This is a genomic window from Streptomyces griseus subsp. griseus, assembly GCF_000720255.1.
Taxonomy (GTDB): domain Bacteria; phylum Actinomycetota; class Actinomycetes; order Streptomycetales; family Streptomycetaceae; genus Streptomyces; species Streptomyces griseus_I.
The window spans coordinates 104,662-124,446 of the sequence record NZ_JOJE01000002.1; the positions used below are offsets into that span (position 1 = coordinate 104,662).

A 19,785-nucleotide genomic window follows, 5' to 3' on the forward strand; every position below is an offset into this window, starting at 1 on the left:
TCCCCGCCAGCTCAGTCCACAGCCCGTGGATCACGGAGCGGGGCTTTCCGCACGTGCCGCCTGTCTCCGGTGCGAGCGTCCTCGAGTGCTGTCATGGCCTCGGGCGAGTTCCTGATCATGACCCGGTGCCGGTAAGCCCGTACCACTGCGGCCGCCGCCTCGAAGTCGTTGGCCGAGGATGCCCCTATGGCCGTCGCCAGCTCCTCCTCGAAGCGCTCCCGGTCACCCGGGAAGCCGTAGCGGCTGAGCGCGCCGCGCAGGTCGTCCACGGTTCGGATCTCCGGGAGGGGCATCGTGCCCCAGCCGTGCTCGGGCTGTGCGCTCATGGTCCGCTCCTGGTGAAAGGGCATGGCTCCGTCTCCCAGTATGGCGCTGCCCGGTCGCTACGAGCAGCGGACAGTCACCACGCCGGCCAGCGCCGACCCACGCACGCCGTCCTCACCACCACCCCCGCCACCTTCAACGCCCTGCTCCACACATCGAAGTCTCCCGCGTGACGTACCGTCGGTCGTGTTGCCGGTCGGAGGGGGAGTCGTGACGCAGCATCTGGGGCCATTGGAGCTGGTCGGGGAGCAGTGGGTGATCGGGGATGCGACGCGGGCTGACGGTCTGTGCGTCGTGCTCACGCCGGAGGGGCTGGAGCATCGGCGGAACGGGGAGACGGCACCGCTGCTCGCCCTGGAGTGGTCGCAGTTCCTGGAGTTGAAGGTGCGGGCCGCTTACCGGAAGTGGCAGGCCTCGCCCGCCGCCGGCATCATCGCGGCCGCCGAGCCCCGTGCAGACATGGGGCGCGACGGCTGCTCCCTGCACGGCATCCTGCGCCACCCGTACGAGCTGTGGTCCGTGCGGTACACGCATCACGAGCGCCGTTACACCGGCGGCCACGTCATCGTGCTGAAGGCGCTGTTCGCCCAGCTCACCGAGGCGAGGCAGCTGCACCGCCTCGGTGATCCCGAATGGCTCGGCTCGGCGGTCGCCAAGCTGTCGCCGTTCTCCTCGTGGTTCGAGCCCAAGGGCAACCGTCTGGTGAAGGAGACCCTGCAGGGGCTCGGCGTCTGACCTTCGTCCCTGCCCGTCGCGGAGGTCAGGCAGTGTGTTCGGGGCCGGAAGCGCGTCCGACACTGAGGTAGGTGTAACCCAGGGCCTGCATGGTCGTGAGGTCGAGGACGTTCCGTCCGTCGAAGATGACGGGCGTCTGCATACGGGTGACGTGGGCGCTCCAGTCGGTGTCACGGAGTTCGGGCCACTCGGTGACGACGACGGCGGCGTCTGCATGGTCGAGGGCCTCGCTGATGCCGGGGTGGCGTTCGGCTGTGTCCCAGGGGGCTCCGGGACCGGGGCGGGCCATGGGGTCCCAGCAGCGGACGTGGGCGCCTTCGGCCAGCAGGCGGGCGGCGATGATGGTGCTCGGTGCTTCGCGCATGTCGTCGGTGCCGGGTTTGAAGGTCATGCCGAGCAGGGTGACGGTGCGGCCTTTCAGGGTGCCCAGTTGGGTCTTCAGACGTTGGACGGCGCGGCGGGGCTGGAGCTCGTTGACTTCGATGACGGCGGTCAGGAGCTGGAAGGGGTAGCCGGTGTTGCTGGCGAGAGCACGCAGGGCGCGGGAGTCCTTGGGGAAACAGCTGCCACCGTAGCCGAGGCCGGCGTTCATGAAGTGCGGGCCGAGCCGGTGGTCCTGGCCGATGGCGCGGGTGACATGGGTGATGTCGGCGCCGGTGGCCTCGCACAGCGCGGCGATCTCGTTGGTGAAGGAGATCTTGGTGGCGAGCAGCGCGTTGGCGGCCATCTTGACCATTTCCGCGGAGGCGATGTCCATGACGTCGACCGGGCCGTCGATGCCGTCGTGGAGGGCGGCCACGAGGTCGGCGGTCTCGGTGTCCGTGGCACCGATGACGATGCGGTCGGGTCGCATGAAGTCGGTGATGGCGCGGCCTTCGGCGGTGAACTCGGGGTTGGAGGCGTAGCCGACGTGTCCCAGACCGGCCTCGTCCAGAGCCCGGCGGATGCGCTCGCCGGTTCCGACGGGCACGGTGCTCTTGACGACGACGGCCTTGAGGTGGCCGGCGGTGCCCAGGGTGTCGATGACGGCCCACACCCGGGAGAGGTCGGCATCGCCGGAGGCGGTGGGCGGGGTGTCGACGCAGATGTAGGCGACGTCGGCGTCACGGACGGCTTCGTCGCCGTCCAGGGTGTAGGACAGGCGCTCCTTGTTGCGGGCGAGCATGTCACCCAGGCCGGGCTCGTAAATGGGCACCTCGCCGGAGTTGAGGATCCGGACGCGTTCGGGCTGGATGTCGCGAATGGTGACGTGGTGGCCCAGCTCGGCGAAGCAGGCGCCGGCGACCAGGCCGATGTACCCGGCGCCGAAGATGGTGACGCGGTGGGCGGGGCGGCTCATGACAGGGTCCTTCCCTGTTGAGGCGGACCGCAGCGCACGGCTGCGGCCCCCGGACAGACGTAAGAGTTGCGCCCATCCTCACCCCTGCGCCGCGCGGCGCGCGGACGTGAAGGGGCAAGGACGGGGTGCAGGGGATGGGAGCAGGGAAGGTACCGGCAGGCGTCCTGGATCAGCCGGGCGTGGGCGGCACGGCCGATGCGGGAGTCAACTGGACGGGGCAGCCGCCGGGGCCGCGCCGGCGGCGAGAGAAACCTCGGCGCCGTTCTGCCGCGTGCCCCAGCCGGTCTTGGCGCAGGTCAAGATGCCGTACCAGCGCAGACTGCGCAGCAGGGTCCAGGCCAGCACGATGGCCAGCGGCATGGCCAGCCACGTCATGGCTCGCTGCCGGATCCGCTCGTCGGAACGGATGATGCTCAGGTAACGGAGGCCCTGCGCGTAGCCGATCAGGAACGGGATGACGAGCATGCTCTTGGGCGGCCAGTCCCGGTAGACGAGCGGCACCACCACCAACAGCCATACGGTGACCATCTGCGTGAGGATCATCTGCAGCCAGCGCATGGCGTGCAGCCAGTACGCGGGCCGCGCCGGTGACAGGTACCGCATCCGCCACACCGACCGGATCGTCGATCCCCGCATCCACCGCAGATACATCCGCGAGAAGTGCCCCCAGTTCTCCGGCATCGCCGTGAAGCAGATCGCTCGCGGCTGCTGCACCGTCAGGCCCCGCTGCTGCGCATACAAGGTGAGCAGGCTGTCGTCGGAGAACATCACCGGCCGGCCCATGAACGTCTCGTTCAGATAGGAACCGAGGTTGTCGCGGATGACGCCGGCCCGGTAGGCGGCGAGCGGACCGGAGTTGACCATGACCGCGCCGAGGGAGGACTGTCCCGATCGATCCACCAACTGGCACACCACGAACCACAGATCGGTCACCCGCACCAACCAGTTGACCCGGTTGTTCGTGGCGATCACGATGCCGGCCACCGACTGAACCCGCGGCCGCGCGAAGGGAAGCAGCGACTGTTCCACCGCGTTCGGCGCGAAGCACGAGTCCGAGTCGCACGTGATGTAGATGTCGGCCTCGGGACTGACCCGCACCCCGTGCGCCTGGGCGTGCCGCTTACCGCCGTTGGCCACCCGCTGCCACGTCGTGGCCAACCCCGCGTCGGCGGCGGCCTGCTCCCACCATGCCCTCACCTCGGCATAGTCGCTCGAAGTGGACCCGTCATCGACGACGTGCACCGAATCGGGCAGCCGCGTCTGGCGGAGGAAGCTTTCGAGTCCCAGCTTCAGGTAACCGGGGTCCTCGTTGTAGACGGGCACGAGGATGGACACGTGCAGGGCGTCGAGCTGTCGCCGCGCCCGCTCGCTCACCCGTGGGACCCGCTCAAGGTGATACATGAAGGTCTGCAGCAGGAAGACCAGGAAGAGGCTGATCCAGACGACGGTCAGCCGGCTGCGCATGTCGGGGTCAGCCGTGAAGTTCACCACGGCGTGGTGGGTGGTCCACCCGGCAGCGAGCAACAGGACAAGGATGCCCATGGCGACGGTCCAGGACCGGTGCTGATGGGCACTCAGCACCGGTGCTTGGCGATTGCGACGGTTCACTTCTGGTGCTGCGCACCCGTCGTGGTCGCGTTCTCGCCGATGGCGATCTTGCGTCGGAATCCGAAGCGGACGAGCAGCAGGCCGAGGCAGACCAGGCCGGCTGCCGCCGCGAGCATCCATCCCCCGATGGGATAACTGACCCCGCCGATGACAAGAACCGGAGTCCCTGTCTGAGCAAGTTGAGCGTGTCCGGACATGACGTGAATCCCCCCATGGGAACGACTGTTGGATAAAAAAGATGATAGGACCACCGATCAAGCCCACCATGGGCTCTTGAACGTTGAACGAGCCGTCGGAGACACACGGAAGAGTGACGCCGGGCCTGACAGAGAGTCATGAATGCAGGTCAGATGAGTAGATGGCTCGACCATCTATCGTGATGAAACTGCGACATTCTTTTTTTACGCAGTCCAACTCGACGAATCCCGCTGCTCGGGTGCCAGCCCGGAGGGACCGAATCGTTGGCCAAAGCTCGAAAGCATTGGCCAATGATTTTGGTCCCCTTGTCTTTCAGAAACGGAATCGTCCCGGACCTGACTCAAACAAAACAGGTCGAGCGGCCGGATGACGGTCCGGGAGTCGCCCGATGACCGGGCCGCCACGTCACGCGATTGCCTGGCCACGCTGCCTCCAGCGTGCGCGCCAGCTGCTGACCAGGTGTCTGCGACGTTGCACCTGCAGCCGCCCGGCGATCTCACGCCTCCTGCAACTCCGCCACCACCGCCGCGTGATCCGAAGGCCACACCCCGTCCACCGGGCCGTCCCCCGCCCGCCGTACCGCCCGCACCTTCCCGATCCCGTCGGGGCCCGGCCGGCCTACGTGGACGTAGTCGATGCGGGCGCTCGGTTCGCCGCCGATCGCCACGTACGGGTTGGAAGCGTCCCAGGTGTTGGAGGGTGCCGTCGGGTCGGCGTACTCCCAGGCGTCGTAGAGGACCTGGTGGGGCACGGCAGGGGCGGTCCGGTAGCCGCCGAAGAGGCGGATCTCGTCGGAGTCCGGCCAGGCGTTGAAGTCGCCGGTGACGACCGGCGGGAACGGGGTGTCGCCCCGGTGGCGTGCGACGAACTCCGCGAGCGCGGTCACCTGGCCGCAGCGCACGGCCGAGGCGTGCCGGGGTGAGGTGAGGTGGGCGGTGAAGAAGGGGATCTGGTGGGAGGGGTGCGCGAGGCGGGCGTAGAAGGCCAGTCGGCCGTCGTCGATGTCGACGGGGGCGGGCAGCCGTAGCGTGCTCTGCTCCAGCACGGGCCACCGGCTCAGCACCGCGTTCCCGATGCCGACCGTGGCGTCCCCGATCCGCCGCTGCCAGCGTTCCGGCGCCGGAGAGGCCGCCCACGCCCAGTGCAGGCCCAGCTCACCGGCCAGCCACCGGGCGAGGTTCTCGCCGCCGGTGGCCCACACCTCCTGCAGGCCGACCACGTCGGGGCCCAGTTCCCGCAGGGTCTCCAGGATCGCCTTCTGGCGTGTCTCCCAGGGGCCGAAGCGCCACCACAGGTTCCAGGTCACGACCCGCATCCGCAGCCACCCGCTCTCGTTCCGCCGCGTGGGGGACCATTGAAGCAACAGTTCGAGAGTGTTGTGTGAAGGAGTCGTACGGAGATGTCCCGCCTCGCCGATGCCAGATTCCGCGCCACCACGACCTTTCAGAGGCGGATCAATCCCCTGCTGCGCCGTCTCCCCCTCCAGACGGTCCTGGAGACCACGGGCCGCGTCTCCGGGCAGCCCCGTCAGACGCCGGTGGGCGGACGGCGCGTCGGCGACTCCTTCTGGCTGGTCTCGGAATTCGGCGACCGCTCCCAGTACGTGCGCAACATCCGGGCGAACCCGGAGGTGCGGGTGCGGATCCGGGGCCGCTGGCACACCGGCACCGCCCACCTCCTCCCCGACGACGACCCGGTCGCCCGCCTGCGCGCCCTGCCCCGCCTCAACAGCACGGCGGTACGGGCACTGGGGACGAACCTGCTGACGGTGCGGGTGGATCTCACCGGGTGATCAGCTCACCTCACCCCGGCCACACGATCGCCTGCACCTCGCTGTAGGCGTGCAGCGCGTACGAGCCCACGTCCCGGCCGACACCGCTCCGCTTGAAGCCCCCGAACGGCGCCTCCATGTTGCGGCCGACGGTGTTGATCCCGACGCCGCCGGCCCGCAGCAGGCGCGCGACGCGGAAGGCGCGGGCCACGTCGGCGGTCCAGACGTAGTCGATCAGGCCGTAGTCACCGTCGTTGGCGAGTTCCACGCCCTCCTCCTCTTCGTCGAAGGGGAGGACCACGACCACCGGGCCGAAGATCTCCTCACGGACCACCCGCATCTCCGGGGAGCAGTCGGCGAGTAGGGTCGGGGAGACGTAGAACCCGGTGTCGTACGGCGGGCGTTCGCCGCCCGTCACCAGCGTCGCGCCCTCCTTGCGGCCTGCCTCCACGTACGACTCCACCCGCTCCCGGTGCGCCGCCGAGATCACCGGACCGACCACCGTGTCGCGGGCTCTCGGGTCTCCTACCTTCAACCGGTCTGCGTACGAGGCCAGTTGCGCCACCAGCCGGTCGTACACGCCCCGTTGGGCCAGCACCCGGGTCGGTGCCGTGCAGATCTGGCCGCTGTAGAAGGAGAACGTCGTGCCGATCCCGGCGACCGCCGAGGCGAGGTCCGCGTCGTCGAAGACCAGCGCCGCGCCCTTCCCGCCCAGCTCCATCAGCTGGCGTTTCATCCCGCGCCCGCACACCTGCGCGATGCGCTGCCCCACCGCCGTGGAGCCGGTGAAGCTCACCATGTCCACGTCCGGGGAGTCCACGGCGGCCTCGCCGACCGCGACCGAACGTCCGGAGACCACGTTCACCACACCCGGCGGTGCGCCCGCCGCCTCCAGGGCCTCCGCCATCCGGTACACCGACAGCGGATCCTGCGGCGCCGGCTTCACCACCACCGTGTTGCCCATCGCCAGCGCCGGGGCGATCTTGCCCGCCGGATTGGCCCACGGGTTGTTGTACGAGGTGATGCAGGTGACCACACCGACGGGCTGTCGTACGGCCAGCGCGCCCATCACGCCGGCCCTCCCCATCGGACCGGCCTCGTTGATCTGCGGCGGGATCGCCCACTCGGCGGGCTCCACGCGCGCGTACCGCCGGAAACGGGCGGCCCCGACACCCACCTGCATGCCCCGGGCCGTCCCGGTCGTCGCGCCCGTCTCGGCCTGAGCCAGCTCGGCGTACGGCACCAGCCGCTCCCGGATCAGGTCCGCGGCCCGTGCCAGCACCCCCGCCCGTTCCTCGGCGGACGTGCGCGACCACGGCCCGAAGGCGTCGCGGGCCGCGGCGCAGGCCGCGTGCACCTGATCCCGCGAGGCCTCCGGCGCCCACCCGACGGTGTCCTCGGTCGCCGGGTCGAGGACGGCGTAGTGCCCGGCGTCCGGCTCGACCCACTCACCGCCCACGAACAGCCGCTGCCCGTCGCCCGCTTCGTGCCCACCGGCCACGACCAGCCGCTGCTCGCTCACTTGGTGCTCACCGTCTCGGTGTCCCGCCCGGACCGCAGCACCCGGCCCGGTACCGCGCCGGTCACCACGTCGTCGCGGATCGCCTCGACCCCGTTGACCCACACGGCCCGTATCCCGATCGCCTTGGAGTCCAGCCGCGGACTGTCACCCGGCAGGTCGTGCACCAAAGTGGCCTTGCCCGCGTCGATCCGCTCCGGGTCGAAGAGGACCAGGTCCGCATGCCAGCCCTCCCGCACCCGGCCCCGCTCCCGCAGACCGAACAGCCGCGCCGGATCGTCCGTCAGCATCCTCACCGCCTGCTCGAGACCGACCAGCTTCCGGCCCCGCAGACAGTCCCCGAGGAAGCGCGTGGTGTACGGCGCCCCGCACATCCGGTCCAGGTGCGCGCCCGCGTCGGACCCGCCGAGCATGACGTCCTCGTGCTGCCACGTCTGAGCCCGCAGCGCCCAGGACGCCGGGTCGTTGTCGGTCGGCATGGGCCACAGCACCGTACGCAGCTCGTCGTTGGCGCAGATCTCCACCAGGCACGCGAACGGGTCCTGCCCGCGTTCCGCCGCGATGTCCCGCACGACCCGGCCGGTCAGCCCACGGTTCGCCTCGCTGTAGGTGTCCCCGATGACGTACCGCCCGAAGTCGGCGAGCCGCCGGAAGACGCCCGCCTCCTTGGAGTCGGCCCGCCGGAGCATCTCGGCCCGTACGGCCGGGTCGCGCAGCCTCTCGATCCGCTCGGGCACCGGAAGCCCCAGGATCGGCCCCCACCCCGGGATCAGGTTCAGCGCGCAGAAGGTGCCCAGGGACATGTTCATCGGCGTGAGGATCGGCATGGTCAGCGCCACCACCCGACCGCCCGACTTCCGTGCCCGCTCACTCGCCTCCAGCTGCCTGGGCACCCGCGCCGGGACCGCCGCGTCGATGGTCAGGACGTTCCAGTTCAGGGGCCGCCCCGCCGCCGCACTCATCTCCACGAACAGATCGATCTCGGCATCGCTGAACTGATCCAGGCAGCCGGCCACGATCGCCTCGATCTGCGTCCCCTCGTGCTCCCCCACGGCCCGCGCGAGCGCCAGCAGCTCCTCGGGCCGCGCATGCCGGGAGGCGACCGGCTGCCCGTCCCCGTCGGAGTGCGTCGACGACTGCGTGGTGGAGAAACCCCAGGCCCCGGCGTCCATGGCCGCGTGCAGCAGCCGCACGATCTGCGCCAACTGCGCGTCACTCGGCTGCCCGCCGACGGCGTCCGGTCCCATCACATACCGCCGCAGCGCGCAATGACCGACCATGAAGCCCGCGTTGACGGCGATCCGCCCTTCGAGGGCGTCCAGATACTCCCCGAAGGAGCTCCAGCTCCAGGGCGCCCCCTCCTCCAGCGCCACCAGCGACATCCCCTCCACCTTGGACATCATCCGGCGCGTGTAGTCGGCGTCCTCGGGACGGTCCGGGTTCAGCGGCGCGAGCGTGAAACCGCAGTTGCCGCCGGCGACGGTCGTCACTCCGTGGTTGAGAGAGGGCGTGGCGTACGGGTCCCAGAAGAGCTGGGCGTCGTAGTGGGTATGGGGGTCGACGAAACCGGGGGCGAGGACGAGCCCGGTGGCGTCCTCACTGGTGCGGGAATCCTCGGTGACGGTACCGATGGCGGTGATGCGCCCGTCGCGGATACCGACATCGGCGGTGTAGGCAGGCGCACCGGTCCCGTCGACGACGGTGGCGCCCCCGATGACGTGATCGAGCATGCGGTCCCTCCTGGAGATGCGGTGAGCATGCCTACCTGGGGGCGCGGGGCTGTTTCGATGTGCGGCTCCGCCGCGTGGGCGCGCAGGCCACCACGAGCCCGCACCCGCCGACGACGCTCAAGCCCCCTGCCGAAACCGCGTGGTCCGATGCACAGGATCCGTATCGATCTTCGGAATCACGTGCTCCCCGATCAACCGAATCGTCTGCAACGTCTCCTCCTTCGGCACCCCCACCGGCAACCCGAAGCTCAGCTGGTCCGCCCCCGCCTGCTCCCACCGCTTGCACTGCGTCAGCACCTCCGCCGGATCGCCGCAGATCAAGAGCTCCTCGGAGATGAGCAGTTCGATGAACTCCTCGTTGTACTCGGGCAGTGTCTCCGGCCAGACGGGGAACCCCTCGGGCCGCGGGAACGTGTCGTGGTACCGGAACACCAGCGACGGCAGGTAGTGCAGCCCGCCGTTCACCGCGATCCGCACCGCCTCCTCGTGCGTGGGCGCGCAGATCGCCGTCGTCGTCACCATCACGTTGTCGTTGACGAAGTCCCCGACCGGCTCGGCGTTCACCACGGCCGTCTTGTACTGCTCGAGCACCCACTCCATGTCGGAGACCTTCTGCACACTGAACCCGAGCACCCCGAGCCCCTTGCGGGCAGCCATCGCGTACGACGGCGGCGACCCGGCCGCGTACCACATCGCCGGGTGGGACTTCCCGTACGGCTTGGGCAGCACCTTCCTCGGCGGGAGCTGCCAGTGCTTGCCGCGGAATCCCACGTACTCGTCCTGGAGCCACATCTTGGGGAACTCCGCGATGGTCTCCTCCCAGATCTCCTTGGTGTAGTTCATATCGGTCACGCCCGGTATGAACCCGAGGATCTCGTGGGACCCCGCGCCCCGCCCGCTGCCGAACTCGAAGCGGTTGCCGGAGAGGTGGTCGAGCATGGCGACCTTCTCGGCGACCTTCACGGGGTGGTTGACCTGGGCCAGTGGGTTGAAGATCCCGGAGCCGAGGTGGATCCGTTCCGTGGCGTGCGCCAGGTAGCCGAGGAAGACGTCGTTGGCGGAGAGGTGGGAGTACTCCTCCAGGAAGTGGTGCTCCGACGCCCAGGCGTACTTGAAGCCCGAGCGGTCCGCCTCGATGACGTACTCGGTCTCCTCCATCAGCGCCTTGTGCTCGGCCAGCGGGTCGGTCTCGGCGCGCTTGCCCACGTATCCCTGTACAAAGAGCCCGAATTCCAAGGCGGTTCACCGTCCCCAGTTGTTTCTGACTGGTCGTCAGATTCGCTTCCCGCCGACTGTGGCACCGGGCCCGTGGACCGTCAATAGCTGACTGCCCGTCAGATGACGCTGACCCCCGCCAGCCAGCCCCCGTCGATCACGAAGGGCTGCCCGGTGATGTAGGAGGAGTCGTCGGAGGTGAGGAAGAGCGCGAGCCTGGCCACCTCCTCCGGCCTGCCGACCCGGCCCAGCGGTACGAGCCCGCGGTACAGCTCGTCCAGGGCCCGCGAGGTCTCCTCGGTCCCCATGGAAGGGTCGAGCAGTGCCGGGTTGGACATCGCGGTATCGATGGCGCCGGGGCACATGGCGTTGACGCGCACTTCCCGGTGGGCCAACTCCAGCGCGGCGACCCGGGTGAGGCCGACGATCGCGTGCTTGGTCGCCGCGTAGGCGCCCACGGCCGCCATCCCGGTCATCCCGGTGTACGAGGCGGTGTTGACGATCGTGCCGCCGTGCTCCATCTCCGGCGCCACGGTCCTGACACCGAGGAAGCAGCCGACCTGGTTGACCCGTACGACCTCCATGAACTCGTCGAGGGGGGTGTCGACGAGGGCGTTGAAGCGCAGGATGCCGGCGTTGTTGACGAGTCCGTCGACATGACCGTACGCGTCCTTGGCGGCGGTGACCGCGGCCCGCCAGTCGCCCTCCTCCCCCACGTCGAGGTGGACGTACAGCGCGCCCAGTTCCTTCGCGAGGGCCTCGCCCTGTTCGTCGAGGACGTCGGCGACGACAACGCGCGCGCCCTCCGCCGTGAACAGGCGCGCCTCCTGCTCCCCCTGCCCGCGCGCGGCACCGGTGACGATGACGACACGGCCGTCCAGCTTGCCCATGCGGGGCCCCCTTCACATCGGTGGGCACAGCATCGTACCGCCGTATCTGACGATGTGTCAGATAGCGTGCTCCGATTGCACAAGCACACAGCAAGTGACTTGCAGGTAGGGACATTTGACTCTGTCGGCCCGCCAGGAGGACTCCAATAATCCCCCACGGAGAAGTAAAGCCACCCCCAAGGACGGAGCAGGTATGGCCAAGCGGAGACTGAAGAACAGGAAGGTCAGGTTCGTTGCGATCGGCGCCGCACTGGCCACCGGCGGAGGGATCGTCGCCCTGCTTCCCTCGGCGAACGCGGCCGACGACAAGACGCCCGAGCAGATCATGACGATGTGCGAGAGGTCAGCGGTCGTCAACGGCAAGCAGCGCTCGGTGCGCGACTTCGACGGAGGCTTCGCGGACGGATTCCAGGCGGACAACTGCGATTTCGTGGAGACGAAGTTCGAGACCTTCGACGGCCCCACCGAGAAGGCGTCGATCGACTTCCCGAACTGCGAGCCGGCCGCCACCGACGCGGCGAAGGTGTCCGTCACCTGGTCGTCCACCGCGGCCCAGGGAGAGGGAAAGTACACGGTGACCCAACAGGGCGGCGGCGGAGGTCTGTTCGGGGCGCTGAGCGGGTCCTGGGTGAAACACAAGGGAACCCTGGACATGACCGTGAAGTCGGCGACCGCGGGCGCGACGGAACAGCGGGAGGTGCCGGTCGGCAAGGTGCTCCACATGGAGTTCACGCCGAAGATGCAGCGCATGACCGGCGAATGGCGGGTGCGGATCGACGCCCGTGAGGCGACGACCACCACCAACGCCACCCCCGAGCGGAACTTCGTCGCGCCGGAGGTCGTCGAGGGACCCGTGGTCCTGCCGGGCGCGGCCGGGGCGCCCGGTGTCGTGGACGGCACGTCCAAGGCGGTCCTGGAGGACTGCTGACCCGGTGGTGCCACGGCAGCGCACAACCCACTCGACACACGGCCCCATGAAAGAGACCAGGATGACCACCCCCACACCCGCCCCCCGCCCCAGAAGCCACCGCGGCAAGAAGAAGCGGATCAGCCTCGCCCTGGCCCCGGTGGCCGCCCTCGCGGTGATCGTGCCGCTGATGAACCAGGCCGGTGCCGCCACCCCGTCCGAGGTCACCTCGGACTGTGCCGCGGACTCCGAGAAGTTGGAGAACTGCGAGTTCGTCGACGTCCAGTTCAAGGCGAACAGCCTCGGGCCCAACCAGCGCGTTTCCCCTGTGACCGAGAACTGCGGAACGACGACCGCGGCGACGAGCACCTTCAATGTGAGCACGTCCGTCACCAGGACCATTCAGCTGGAGGACGGATTCACCGCAGGCGCCGACACCAAGCTGGGAAACTCCTTCTTCGAGATCGGCCTGAAGTTCAGCACCTCGGAAATCAACATCACACGCGACGACAAGACCACCGGCCTCGCGTTCAGCCGCTCCGACACCGTGCAGCCGGACAGCGTCGGCTTCTTCATGTGGTCGGCCAAGCGCACCGATGTGAGCGGATTCCTGAAGGCCACCTACAAGGAGGCCCAGGACGGCCAGAAGGTGTTCTTCGCGCCGAGCGAGGGCGGGAAGACGGTCCATGTCTTCTACCCGCAGATCCTGCGGAACGGAACTCCGGACGGCCGTCTCTGGCTCCGCAACGTGAAGTGCGGAACTCCCGAGGCCAACGGAATCCAGAACTCGGCGAAGAGCCTGCGGGCGGAACCGGGATTCGGTGAGGGCGGCGACAAAGTCACCGACGTGGAGATCCCGCAGGCGGACATACCGGCGCCGTAGGTTCTCACATGCGAAGCACGGGCGCGGCGGGCGTGGCTCCGAGCCAGCGCAGGACCGCGCCCGTGCTGCCGCGGGCGTCGAGTTTGGCGTAGATGTTGCTGAGGTTGTTGCGGACGGTCTTCTCGCTCAGCCGCAACCGCAGGCTGATCTCCTGCGCCCCCAGGCCGGTCGACAGCAGCTCCATGATCTGGCGTTCGCGCGGTGAGAGCAGCGCGCGCAGCCGTTCGAGGGCGTCACCGGCCGTGGGCATGCGGCGGGCGCCCTCACGCAGGGCGGCGCAGGCGGTCGGCGAGAGGTAGGTGTGCCCGACGGTGGCCGCCATCACGGCCGACGACAGCATGTGGGTGCAGTAGTCGCCCTCGACGAGGTAGCCCGCGCCGCCCCGGAACACCTCGACCACCGCCTCGGTGTCCTCACTGGGGCTGATGACGATCACCGGGACGCTCCGCTCGCCCAGCGCCTCCAGCAGCTCCGGGACGGACCGCGAGGGCTCCTCGCACAGCAGCAGGACCACATCGACGGTCTCGGGGACGCGGAAGGGCGGGGTCAGGTACTCGGCCCGGCCCACGTAACGGTCGTCCGGGGACGGCCAGTCGGCGTGCGGCCACTCGCCGTCGGCGCAGGCGAGGGCGATGGAGAGTCGTTGGGAGGATCGCACTGCACGTGCCCTTCCGCCGGAACCACCACGTCCGTACGTTCGTACATACGCGGCTCGGCGTGGACATGTTCAAACGTTCAAGAAGAGCCGTCGCTCAGCGGGACGTGTCGAGCAGCGGGCTCACCTCCGCGCCGAACCGGGCCATCTGGTCGGTGAGTTCGGTACGACTGCGACAGCGGAAGCGCACCTGGATCTGGTCCACGCCCATCGCCGCGTAGGCGCGCAGCGACTCGGCGAGTGCCTCCGGCGGCCCGGAGAGGGTACGGCGGCCCACGTCCCAGTCGGGGGTGCCGACGTAGAGCGGCTCGGTGATGGCGCCGATCGTGAACGGCTCGCCCTCGTCACCGCGCAGCCGCCGGATGGTCTCGATCTGCGCGGGCAGCCGGTCCCTCGGGTCGCCCTGGGGCAGCCAGCCATCCCCCTTGAGCGCGGCCCGGCGCACGGCGGCCGGGGAGGATCCGCCGACCCACAGGGGCACCCGCGCCTGGGCGGGCCGCGGCCGCTGTCCGAGGTCCTCGAAGTCGTACAGCTTGCCGTGGTGGGAGGGGAACTCCTCCTCTCCCAGCGCGGCGCGCAGCGCGTCGATCGTCTCGTCGAGTACCGCGCCCCGCCGCTCGAAGTCCACCCCCAGCGTCTCGAACTCCTCCCTCACGTGCCCCGCCCCCACCCCGAGGATCAGGCGGCCGCTCGCGAGATGGTCGAGGGTGGCGTACTGCTTGGCGGTGACCAGCGGGTGGCGCAGGCCGACGATCGCCACGTGACTGAGCAGGCGGACGCGTTCGGTGACGGCCGCGAGGTGGGCCAGGGTGGCCACGGGGTCGTACCAGACCGTACTCATCGCGGGCGCGAGACGGCGCGGAATCGCGACGTGGTCGCAGCAGGCGACGTAGGCGAAGCCGGCCCGGTCGGCGGCGCGGGCGAGGGCGACGAGGTCGTCGGGGCCCGCGCCGGCCTCCCAGGGTTCGGCGTAGATCGTCGACTGGGACTGGACGGGGAGCTGGATGCCGTAGGCGAGGCCGGGGCTCACCGGGCACCGCCGCCCGGCCACAGGCCCTCCGGGGTGAGCCCCAGCAGGCGGATCGCGTTGCCGCGGACGATGCGTTCCACGACCTCGGCGGGCAGATGGCCCATCTGCGCCTCGCCGACCTCGCGCGACTTGGGCCAGGTGGAGTCGGAGTGGGGGTAGTCGGTCTCGTAGAGGACGTTCCCGACGCCGATGGAGTCGAGGTTCCTGAGCCCGAAGGCGTCGTCGAAGAAGCAGCCGTAGACGTGCTCGGCGAAGAGTTCGGAGGGCGGCCGGTGCACCTTGTCGGCGACTCCGCCCCAGGCCCGGTTCTCCTCCCACACCACGTCCGCGCGTTCCAGGATGTACGGGATCCAGCCGATCTGGCCCTCCGCGTACATGACCTTCAGGCCGGGGAAGCGTTCGAACTTGCCGCTCATCAGCCAGTCGACCATCGAGAAGCAGCAGTTGGCGAAGGTGATGGTGGACCCGACGGCGGGCGGGGCGTCGGCGGAGGTGGAGGGCATACGGCTGCTCGAGCCGATGTGCATGGCGATGACGGTGCCGGTCTCGTCGCAGGCGGCGAGGAAGGGGTCCCAGTCGTCGGTGTGGACGGAGGGCAGGCCGAGATGCGGGGGTATCTCGGAGAAGGCGACGGCGCGTACGCCGCGTTCGGCGTTGCGGCGGACCTCCGCCGCCGCGAGTTCGGCGTCCCACAGAGGGATGAGGGTGAGCGGGACGAGACGCCCGTGGGCGTCCGGGCCGCACCACTCCTCCACCATCCAGTCGTTGTAGGCCCGGACGCACAGCAGGCCCAGCTCGTGGTCGGCGGCCTCGGTGAAGGTCTGGCCGCAGAAGCGGGGGAAGGTCGGGAAGCACAGGGCCGACTGGACGTGGTTGACGTCCATGTCGGCGAGGCGCTGCGGGACGTCGTACGACCCCGGGCGCATCTGCTCGTAGGTGATGACCTCCAGCCGGATCTCGTCCCGGTCGTAACCGACGGCGGTGTCGAGGCGGGTCAGGGGGCGGTGCAGGTCCTCGTAGACCCACCAGTCGCCGACCGGTCCGTCGTCGCCGGGGCTGCCCATGACGGGCTTGAAGCGGCCGCCGAGGAAGGTCATCTCCTTCAGCGGGGCGCGCACGATCCGGGGGCCGGTGTCCCGGTACTTCTTCGGGAGGCGGTCCTGCCAGACGTTCGGTGGCTCAACGGTGTGGTCGTCGACGGAGATGATCTTCGGAAGCGGGGCGGAGATGCTCTCCGCGAGGGGGGCGCGGGTCTCCGCGGGCTCGGTCTCCATGAAAGTCACGGTAGCGCTGATCTGACGACCCGTCAGGAACCTGGGACTGTTCGGGTCTGTGCGGACATGTGCGGAGACCGTGTGAGGGGGTTGTGGCATCCCGCGCGTCCGGCTGTGCCCTGCCTGTGATCGGTGTCTCGCCCGGCTGACGGGTCTGCCATGGACAAGGCAAACTGGCGTAGTAGTTGAGGATGCCTAGGGGGACCCCGATGGACGACGGTGTACCGCGCGTGCCGGAGCAGAGGCGGCCCGGCTCCTCCGAGGAGCCGACGGCCCTGCGTTTCGGTCTGCTCGGCCCGGTGCGCGCCTGGCGCGGCGAAACCGCCCTGGCCACCGGCTCCCCCCAACAACGCGCCCTGCTCGCCGCCCTGCTGTTGCGCGAGGGCCGTACGGCGACAGCCGGCGAACTGATCGACGCCCTGTGGGGCGAGGACCCGCCGTCCCAGGCGCTGGCCGCGCTGCGCACCTACGCCTCCCGGCTGCGGAAGGTGCTCGACCCGGGCGTCCTCGCGAGCGAGTCCGGCGGCTACGCGGTACGCGGGCTGGGCGACGGCGCCCTGGACCTGGCCGTCGCGCAGGAACTCGCCACGGAGGCGGAGAAGGCGCGCGGGACCGGAGACCTGTGCCATGCGCGGGACGCGCTGAACCGGGCGCTGGGCCTGTGGGACGGCGAGGCGCTGGCCGGCGTCCCCGGCCCGTACGCGGAGGCGCAGCGGGTCCGCCTGGAGGAATGGCGGCTCCAACTCCTCGAATCGCGCCTGGACATGGACCTGGAGCAGGGCTGCCACGCGGAGGCCGTCTCGGAGCTCACCGCGCTGACCGCGGCCCACCCCCTGCGGGAGCGGCTGCGGGAACTGCTGATGCTGGCCCTGTACCGCTCGGGCCGCCAGGCGGAGGCGCTGGCGGTCTACGCCGACACCCGTCGGCTGCTCGCCGACGAACTGGGCGTCGACCCCCGCCCGGGTCTGCGCGAACTGCAGCAGCGCATCCTCCAGGCCGACCCGGCCCTCGCCGAGCCGTCCGCCCCCGTCGCCGAACCGCCCGCCGTCCTGGTCCGCCCCGCCCAACTCCCGGCCACCGTCCCCGACTTCACCGGCCGCGCGTCCTTCGTCGCCGAACTCAGAGACGTACTGGCGTCGGCGGACGGCCGCGTGATGGCGGTGTCGGCGCTCGCGGGCATCGGCGGAGTCGGCAAGACGACCCTGGCCGTGCACGTCGCCCACCAGGCGCGAGGGGCCTTCCCCGACGGGCAGTTGTACGTCGACCTCCAGGGCGCGGGACAGCGGGCGGCGGAACCGGAGACGGTGCTCGGCGCGTTCCTGCGGGCCCTGGGGACAGCCGACTCGGCCGTACCGGACTCCCTGGAGGAGCGGTCCGCCCTCTACCGCTCGGTGCTGGACGGCCGCCGGGTCCTCGTCCTGCTGGACAACGCCCGCGACGCGGCCCAGGTACGCCCCCTGCTCCCCGGCACCGCGGGCTGCGCCGCCCTCGTCACCTCCCGCGTGCGGATGGTGGACCTCGCCGGAGCCCACCTGGTCGACCTGGACGTCATGTCCCCCGACGAGGCGCTGTCCCTCTTCACGAAGATCGTCGGCGAGGAGCGGGTCGCCTCCGAGAGGGAGGCCGCCCTGGACGTGGTCGCGGCGTGCGGATTCCTCCCGCTGGCCATCCGCATCGCCGCCTCCCGCCTCGCCGCCCGCCGCACCTGGACGGTGTCCGTCCTCGCGGCGAAGCTCGCCGACGAGCGGCGCCGGCTGGACGAGCTCCAGGCGGGCGACCTGGCGGTGAAGGCGACCTTCGAGCTGGGCTACGGGCAGCTGGAGCCCGCCCAGGCACGCGCGTTCCGCCTGCTGGGGCTGGCCGACGGCCCGGACATCTCGGTGGCCGCGGCGGCCGCGGTGCTCGACCTGGCGCCCGACGACACGGAGGACATGCTGGAGTCCCTCGTGGACACCTCGCTGCTGGAGTCCGCGGCTCCGGGCCGCTACCGCTTCCACGACCTGGTCCGGCTCTACGCGCGTGCATGCGCGGAACGGGACGAGTGGCCGCCCGGCGAGAGGGAGACGGCGCTGTCCAGGCTGCTGGACTTCTACCTGGCCACCGCGGCCGGGGTCTACGCCACAGAGCGCCCCGGCGACCGCCTGGTGGACCATCTGGCTCCGACGGAGTACCCGGGGATCGTCTTCCCCGACCGCCGCGCGGCCCGCGACTGGCTCTACACGGAGGCCAACTGCCTGCTGTCCATGGTCCGCCAGTCCGCGGCCCGGCCGGACACCCTCCCCCGCGCCATCGACCTGCTGTGGGCCGCGCTGGACCTCTCCGAGTCCGGGGCGAACTCCCGGGAGTACGAGGCCACGGCGAAGGCGCTGCTGGCGGCCACCCAGCGGTCGGGGGCCGCGCGGGTCGAGGCACGCGCGCTGATGACGCTGGCCCACGCCCACCTCGACGGCGGGCGCTTCGAGATGGCCGACGAGGAGGCGGAGCGGGTGATCCGCCTCGCCCACGAGGCCGACGACCTGCTGCCCGCCTGCTGGGCCGGCAACGCGCGCGGGGTCATCGCCCTCTACCAGGGCCGCACCTCCGACGGCGAGGAGCACCTCTCCCGGGCCATCGAGGACTTCCGCGCCCTCGGCGACCGGCCGGGCGAGGCCAGCGCCCTGTGCAACCTCTCCCGCATCCACCTCGCCACCGGCCGCACCCAGAGCGCCGTCGCGCTCGCCGAACAGGGCATGGAGATCTACGACGCCATGGGCAACTCCATGCGGGGTGCCAACGGGCGGTACGCGCTCGGCATGGCGCTCACCCAGAGCGGCCGGCTCACCTCCGCCGCCGACCGCCTCCACGAGGCCCTCGACGTCTTCCGCGAAAGCCGCCAGCGCCTGTGGGAGGGCATGACCCTCTTCCGTCTCGCCGAGGTCGACATCGCCGGGCACCACTACGCCCAGGCCGCCGCCAACGCGGAGATGGCCCTGACGGTGCTGCGGGGCATCGGCGGGGAGTGGCGCCGCGGCAACGTCCTGACGGTCCTCGGCCACGCGCTGACGGGGGTCGGGCACACGGGACGGGCGCGGGTGTGCTGGGAGGAAGCGATGCGGATCTACGAGGAGTTGGGGGCACCGGAGGCGGTGGGGGTGCGGGCGCTGCTGGGGGAGGCGGAGGTACGGGTGGCTTGAGGGGGCGCAGGGGCGTCCTGAGGGACGTTCATCATTCGTTTATCGGCGCCCACCATCCTCAAGGGCAGTCGGTCCGTCGTGTCGGGGGGCAAACGGGCCGGCGCCGGGGCCGCACACCGGCGAAATAGGGTTGAGCGGCCCGGCGGCCCGTCCGGACATCCACGGGGGAATGCACGGACGGGCCGCCACCGACGCAAGCGACGAACACGCCAAGTGCCAAGTGGGGAGCGAACGAACATGAGCGACGAGCCGGTCGTCAAGCCGCAGGGAGACATCCACGCCACGTCGGAGCCTCTCAAGACCGCCGAGGCCGCGGACGCCGAGATGACTCCCCAGGGCGACATCCACGCCACCGACGAGCCCACCGAGGCCAAGACCGAGGCCCGGATCGAGACGAAGGGCGACATCCACGCGACGTCGGAGCCCTGGAAGCCGACGAAGTAGTCCGGCGCTGGGGGGGACAGCAGGGGGCAACGCGGGAGCGCCTCTGAAGCGGCTCGGGGGAGCTGCTTCGGGGGGAGCACCCAGCTCGGG

At 70.3% G+C, this 19,785-nt stretch carries 17 protein-coding genes; 6 read left to right on the plus strand and 11 right to left on the minus strand.

From position 1 onward, the window contains the following. Positions 1-11: 11 nt before the first annotated feature. Positions 12-326 (minus strand): hypothetical protein, encoded by a 315-nt coding sequence (locus tag IG99_RS04095; RefSeq protein ID WP_158973130.1) that lies wholly within the window; start codon positions 324-326, stop codon positions 12-14. A 208-nt stretch (positions 327-534) separates the two neighbouring features. On the opposite strand from IG99_RS04095, the gene IG99_RS04100 reads away from it, so the two are divergent. Continuing rightward, positions 535-1,059, plus strand: coding sequence for a hypothetical protein (locus tag IG99_RS04100; protein ID WP_037669870.1), 525 nt, complete (start codon positions 535-537; stop codon positions 1,057-1,059). Positions 1,060-1,084: 25 nt separating this feature from the next. Here the strand turns inward: IG99_RS04100 and IG99_RS04105 are convergent, their stop codons facing one another. From IG99_RS04105 to IG99_RS04115, 3 genes are all read right to left on the minus strand, one after another. After that, positions 1,085-2,398 carry a UDP-glucose dehydrogenase family protein gene (locus IG99_RS04105; RefSeq protein ID WP_037669875.1) on the minus strand — a complete coding sequence of 438 codons (1,314 nt, stop codon included), beginning with the start codon at positions 2,396-2,398 and terminating at the stop codon, positions 1,085-1,087. Positions 2,399-2,602: 204 nt separating this feature from the next. Further along, positions 2,603-4,126 (minus strand): glycosyltransferase, encoded by a 1,524-nt coding sequence (locus IG99_RS04110; RefSeq protein WP_234311749.1) that lies wholly within the window; start codon positions 4,124-4,126, stop codon positions 2,603-2,605. 574 nt (positions 4,127-4,700) lie between these two features. Continuing rightward, positions 4,701-5,519, minus strand: coding sequence for an endonuclease/exonuclease/phosphatase family protein (locus IG99_RS04115; RefSeq protein WP_037669877.1), 819 nt, complete (start codon positions 5,517-5,519; stop codon positions 4,701-4,703). Between the two features lie 84 nt (positions 5,520-5,603). Here IG99_RS04115 and IG99_RS04120 point away from each other — a divergent pair, with 84 nt between their 5' ends. Beyond that, complete coding sequence (locus tag IG99_RS04120; protein WP_037669880.1) at positions 5,604-5,996, plus strand: nitroreductase/quinone reductase family protein; 393 nt, start codon at positions 5,604-5,606, stop codon at positions 5,994-5,996. Positions 5,997-6,006: 10 nt separating this feature from the next. On the opposite strand, the gene IG99_RS04125 is transcribed toward IG99_RS04120, so the two are convergent. The 4 genes from IG99_RS04125 to IG99_RS04140 all read right to left on the minus strand — a co-directional run bounded on the left by IG99_RS04125 (position 6,007) and on the right by IG99_RS04140 (position 11,329). Continuing rightward, positions 6,007-7,497 carry an aldehyde dehydrogenase family protein gene (locus IG99_RS04125; protein WP_234311750.1) on the minus strand — a complete coding sequence of 497 codons (1,491 nt, stop codon included), beginning with the start codon at positions 7,495-7,497 and terminating at the stop codon, positions 6,007-6,009. Further along, on the minus strand, positions 7,494-9,242 hold the full coding sequence (locus IG99_RS04130; RefSeq protein WP_267882523.1) for an N-acyl-D-amino-acid deacylase family protein: 1,749 nt from the start codon (positions 9,240-9,242) through the stop codon (positions 7,494-7,496). Before IG99_RS04130 ends, IG99_RS04125 begins: the two co-directional genes overlap by 4 nt. Before the next feature lie 99 nt (positions 9,243-9,341). Beyond that, a complete protein-coding gene (locus IG99_RS04135) occupies positions 9,342-10,460 on the minus strand; it encodes an LLM class flavin-dependent oxidoreductase (protein ID WP_078947524.1) in 1,119 nt (372 codons plus the stop codon). A 98-nt stretch (positions 10,461-10,558) separates the two neighbouring features. Further along, positions 10,559-11,329 (minus strand): SDR family NAD(P)-dependent oxidoreductase, encoded by a 771-nt coding sequence (locus tag IG99_RS04140; RefSeq protein ID WP_037669887.1) that lies wholly within the window; start codon positions 11,327-11,329, stop codon positions 10,559-10,561. 193 nt (positions 11,330-11,522) lie between these two features. Between IG99_RS04140 and IG99_RS04145 the strand changes: the two genes are divergently transcribed. Further along, positions 11,523-12,257, plus strand: coding sequence for a hypothetical protein (locus IG99_RS04145; RefSeq protein ID WP_051864916.1), 735 nt, complete (start codon positions 11,523-11,525; stop codon positions 12,255-12,257). A gap of 61 nt (positions 12,258-12,318) precedes the next feature. Next, entirely contained in the window at positions 12,319-13,119 is an 801-nt protein-coding gene (locus tag IG99_RS04150) for a hypothetical protein (protein WP_037669889.1), read from the plus strand. A gap of 4 nt (positions 13,120-13,123) precedes the next feature. Here the strand turns inward: IG99_RS04150 and IG99_RS04155 are convergent, their stop codons facing one another. The 3 genes from IG99_RS04155 to IG99_RS04165 form a co-directional block, all read right to left on the minus strand. Next, positions 13,124-13,777: a response regulator transcription factor gene (locus IG99_RS04155; protein ID WP_037669891.1), complete on the minus strand. Its 654-nt coding sequence runs from the start codon at positions 13,775-13,777 to the stop codon at positions 13,124-13,126. A 94-nt stretch (positions 13,778-13,871) separates the two neighbouring features. After that, positions 13,872-14,804, minus strand: a complete 933-nt coding sequence (locus IG99_RS04160; protein WP_037670228.1) for an LLM class F420-dependent oxidoreductase — start codon at positions 14,802-14,804, stop codon at positions 13,872-13,874. After that, positions 14,801-16,078, minus strand: coding sequence for an amidohydrolase family protein (locus tag IG99_RS04165; protein WP_037669893.1), 1,278 nt, complete (start codon positions 16,076-16,078; stop codon positions 14,801-14,803). The genes IG99_RS04160 and IG99_RS04165 overlap by 4 nt, the downstream gene beginning before the upstream one ends. 209 nt (positions 16,079-16,287) lie before the next feature. Between IG99_RS04165 and IG99_RS04170 the strand changes: the two genes are divergently transcribed. Together IG99_RS04170 and IG99_RS04175 are read left to right on the plus strand one after the other, a co-directional pair. Beyond that, the gene (locus tag IG99_RS04170) at positions 16,288-19,251 is read left to right on the plus strand and encodes an AfsR/SARP family transcriptional regulator (protein WP_037669895.1); all 2,964 of its coding nucleotides are present in this window, start codon (positions 16,288-16,290) and stop codon (positions 19,249-19,251) included. A 237-nt stretch (positions 19,252-19,488) separates the two neighbouring features. Then, the gene (locus tag IG99_RS04175; RefSeq protein WP_037669898.1) at positions 19,489-19,695 is read left to right on the plus strand and encodes a hypothetical protein; all 207 of its coding nucleotides are present in this window, start codon (positions 19,489-19,491) and stop codon (positions 19,693-19,695) included. The last annotated feature ends 90 nt before the right edge of the window (positions 19,696-19,785 follow it).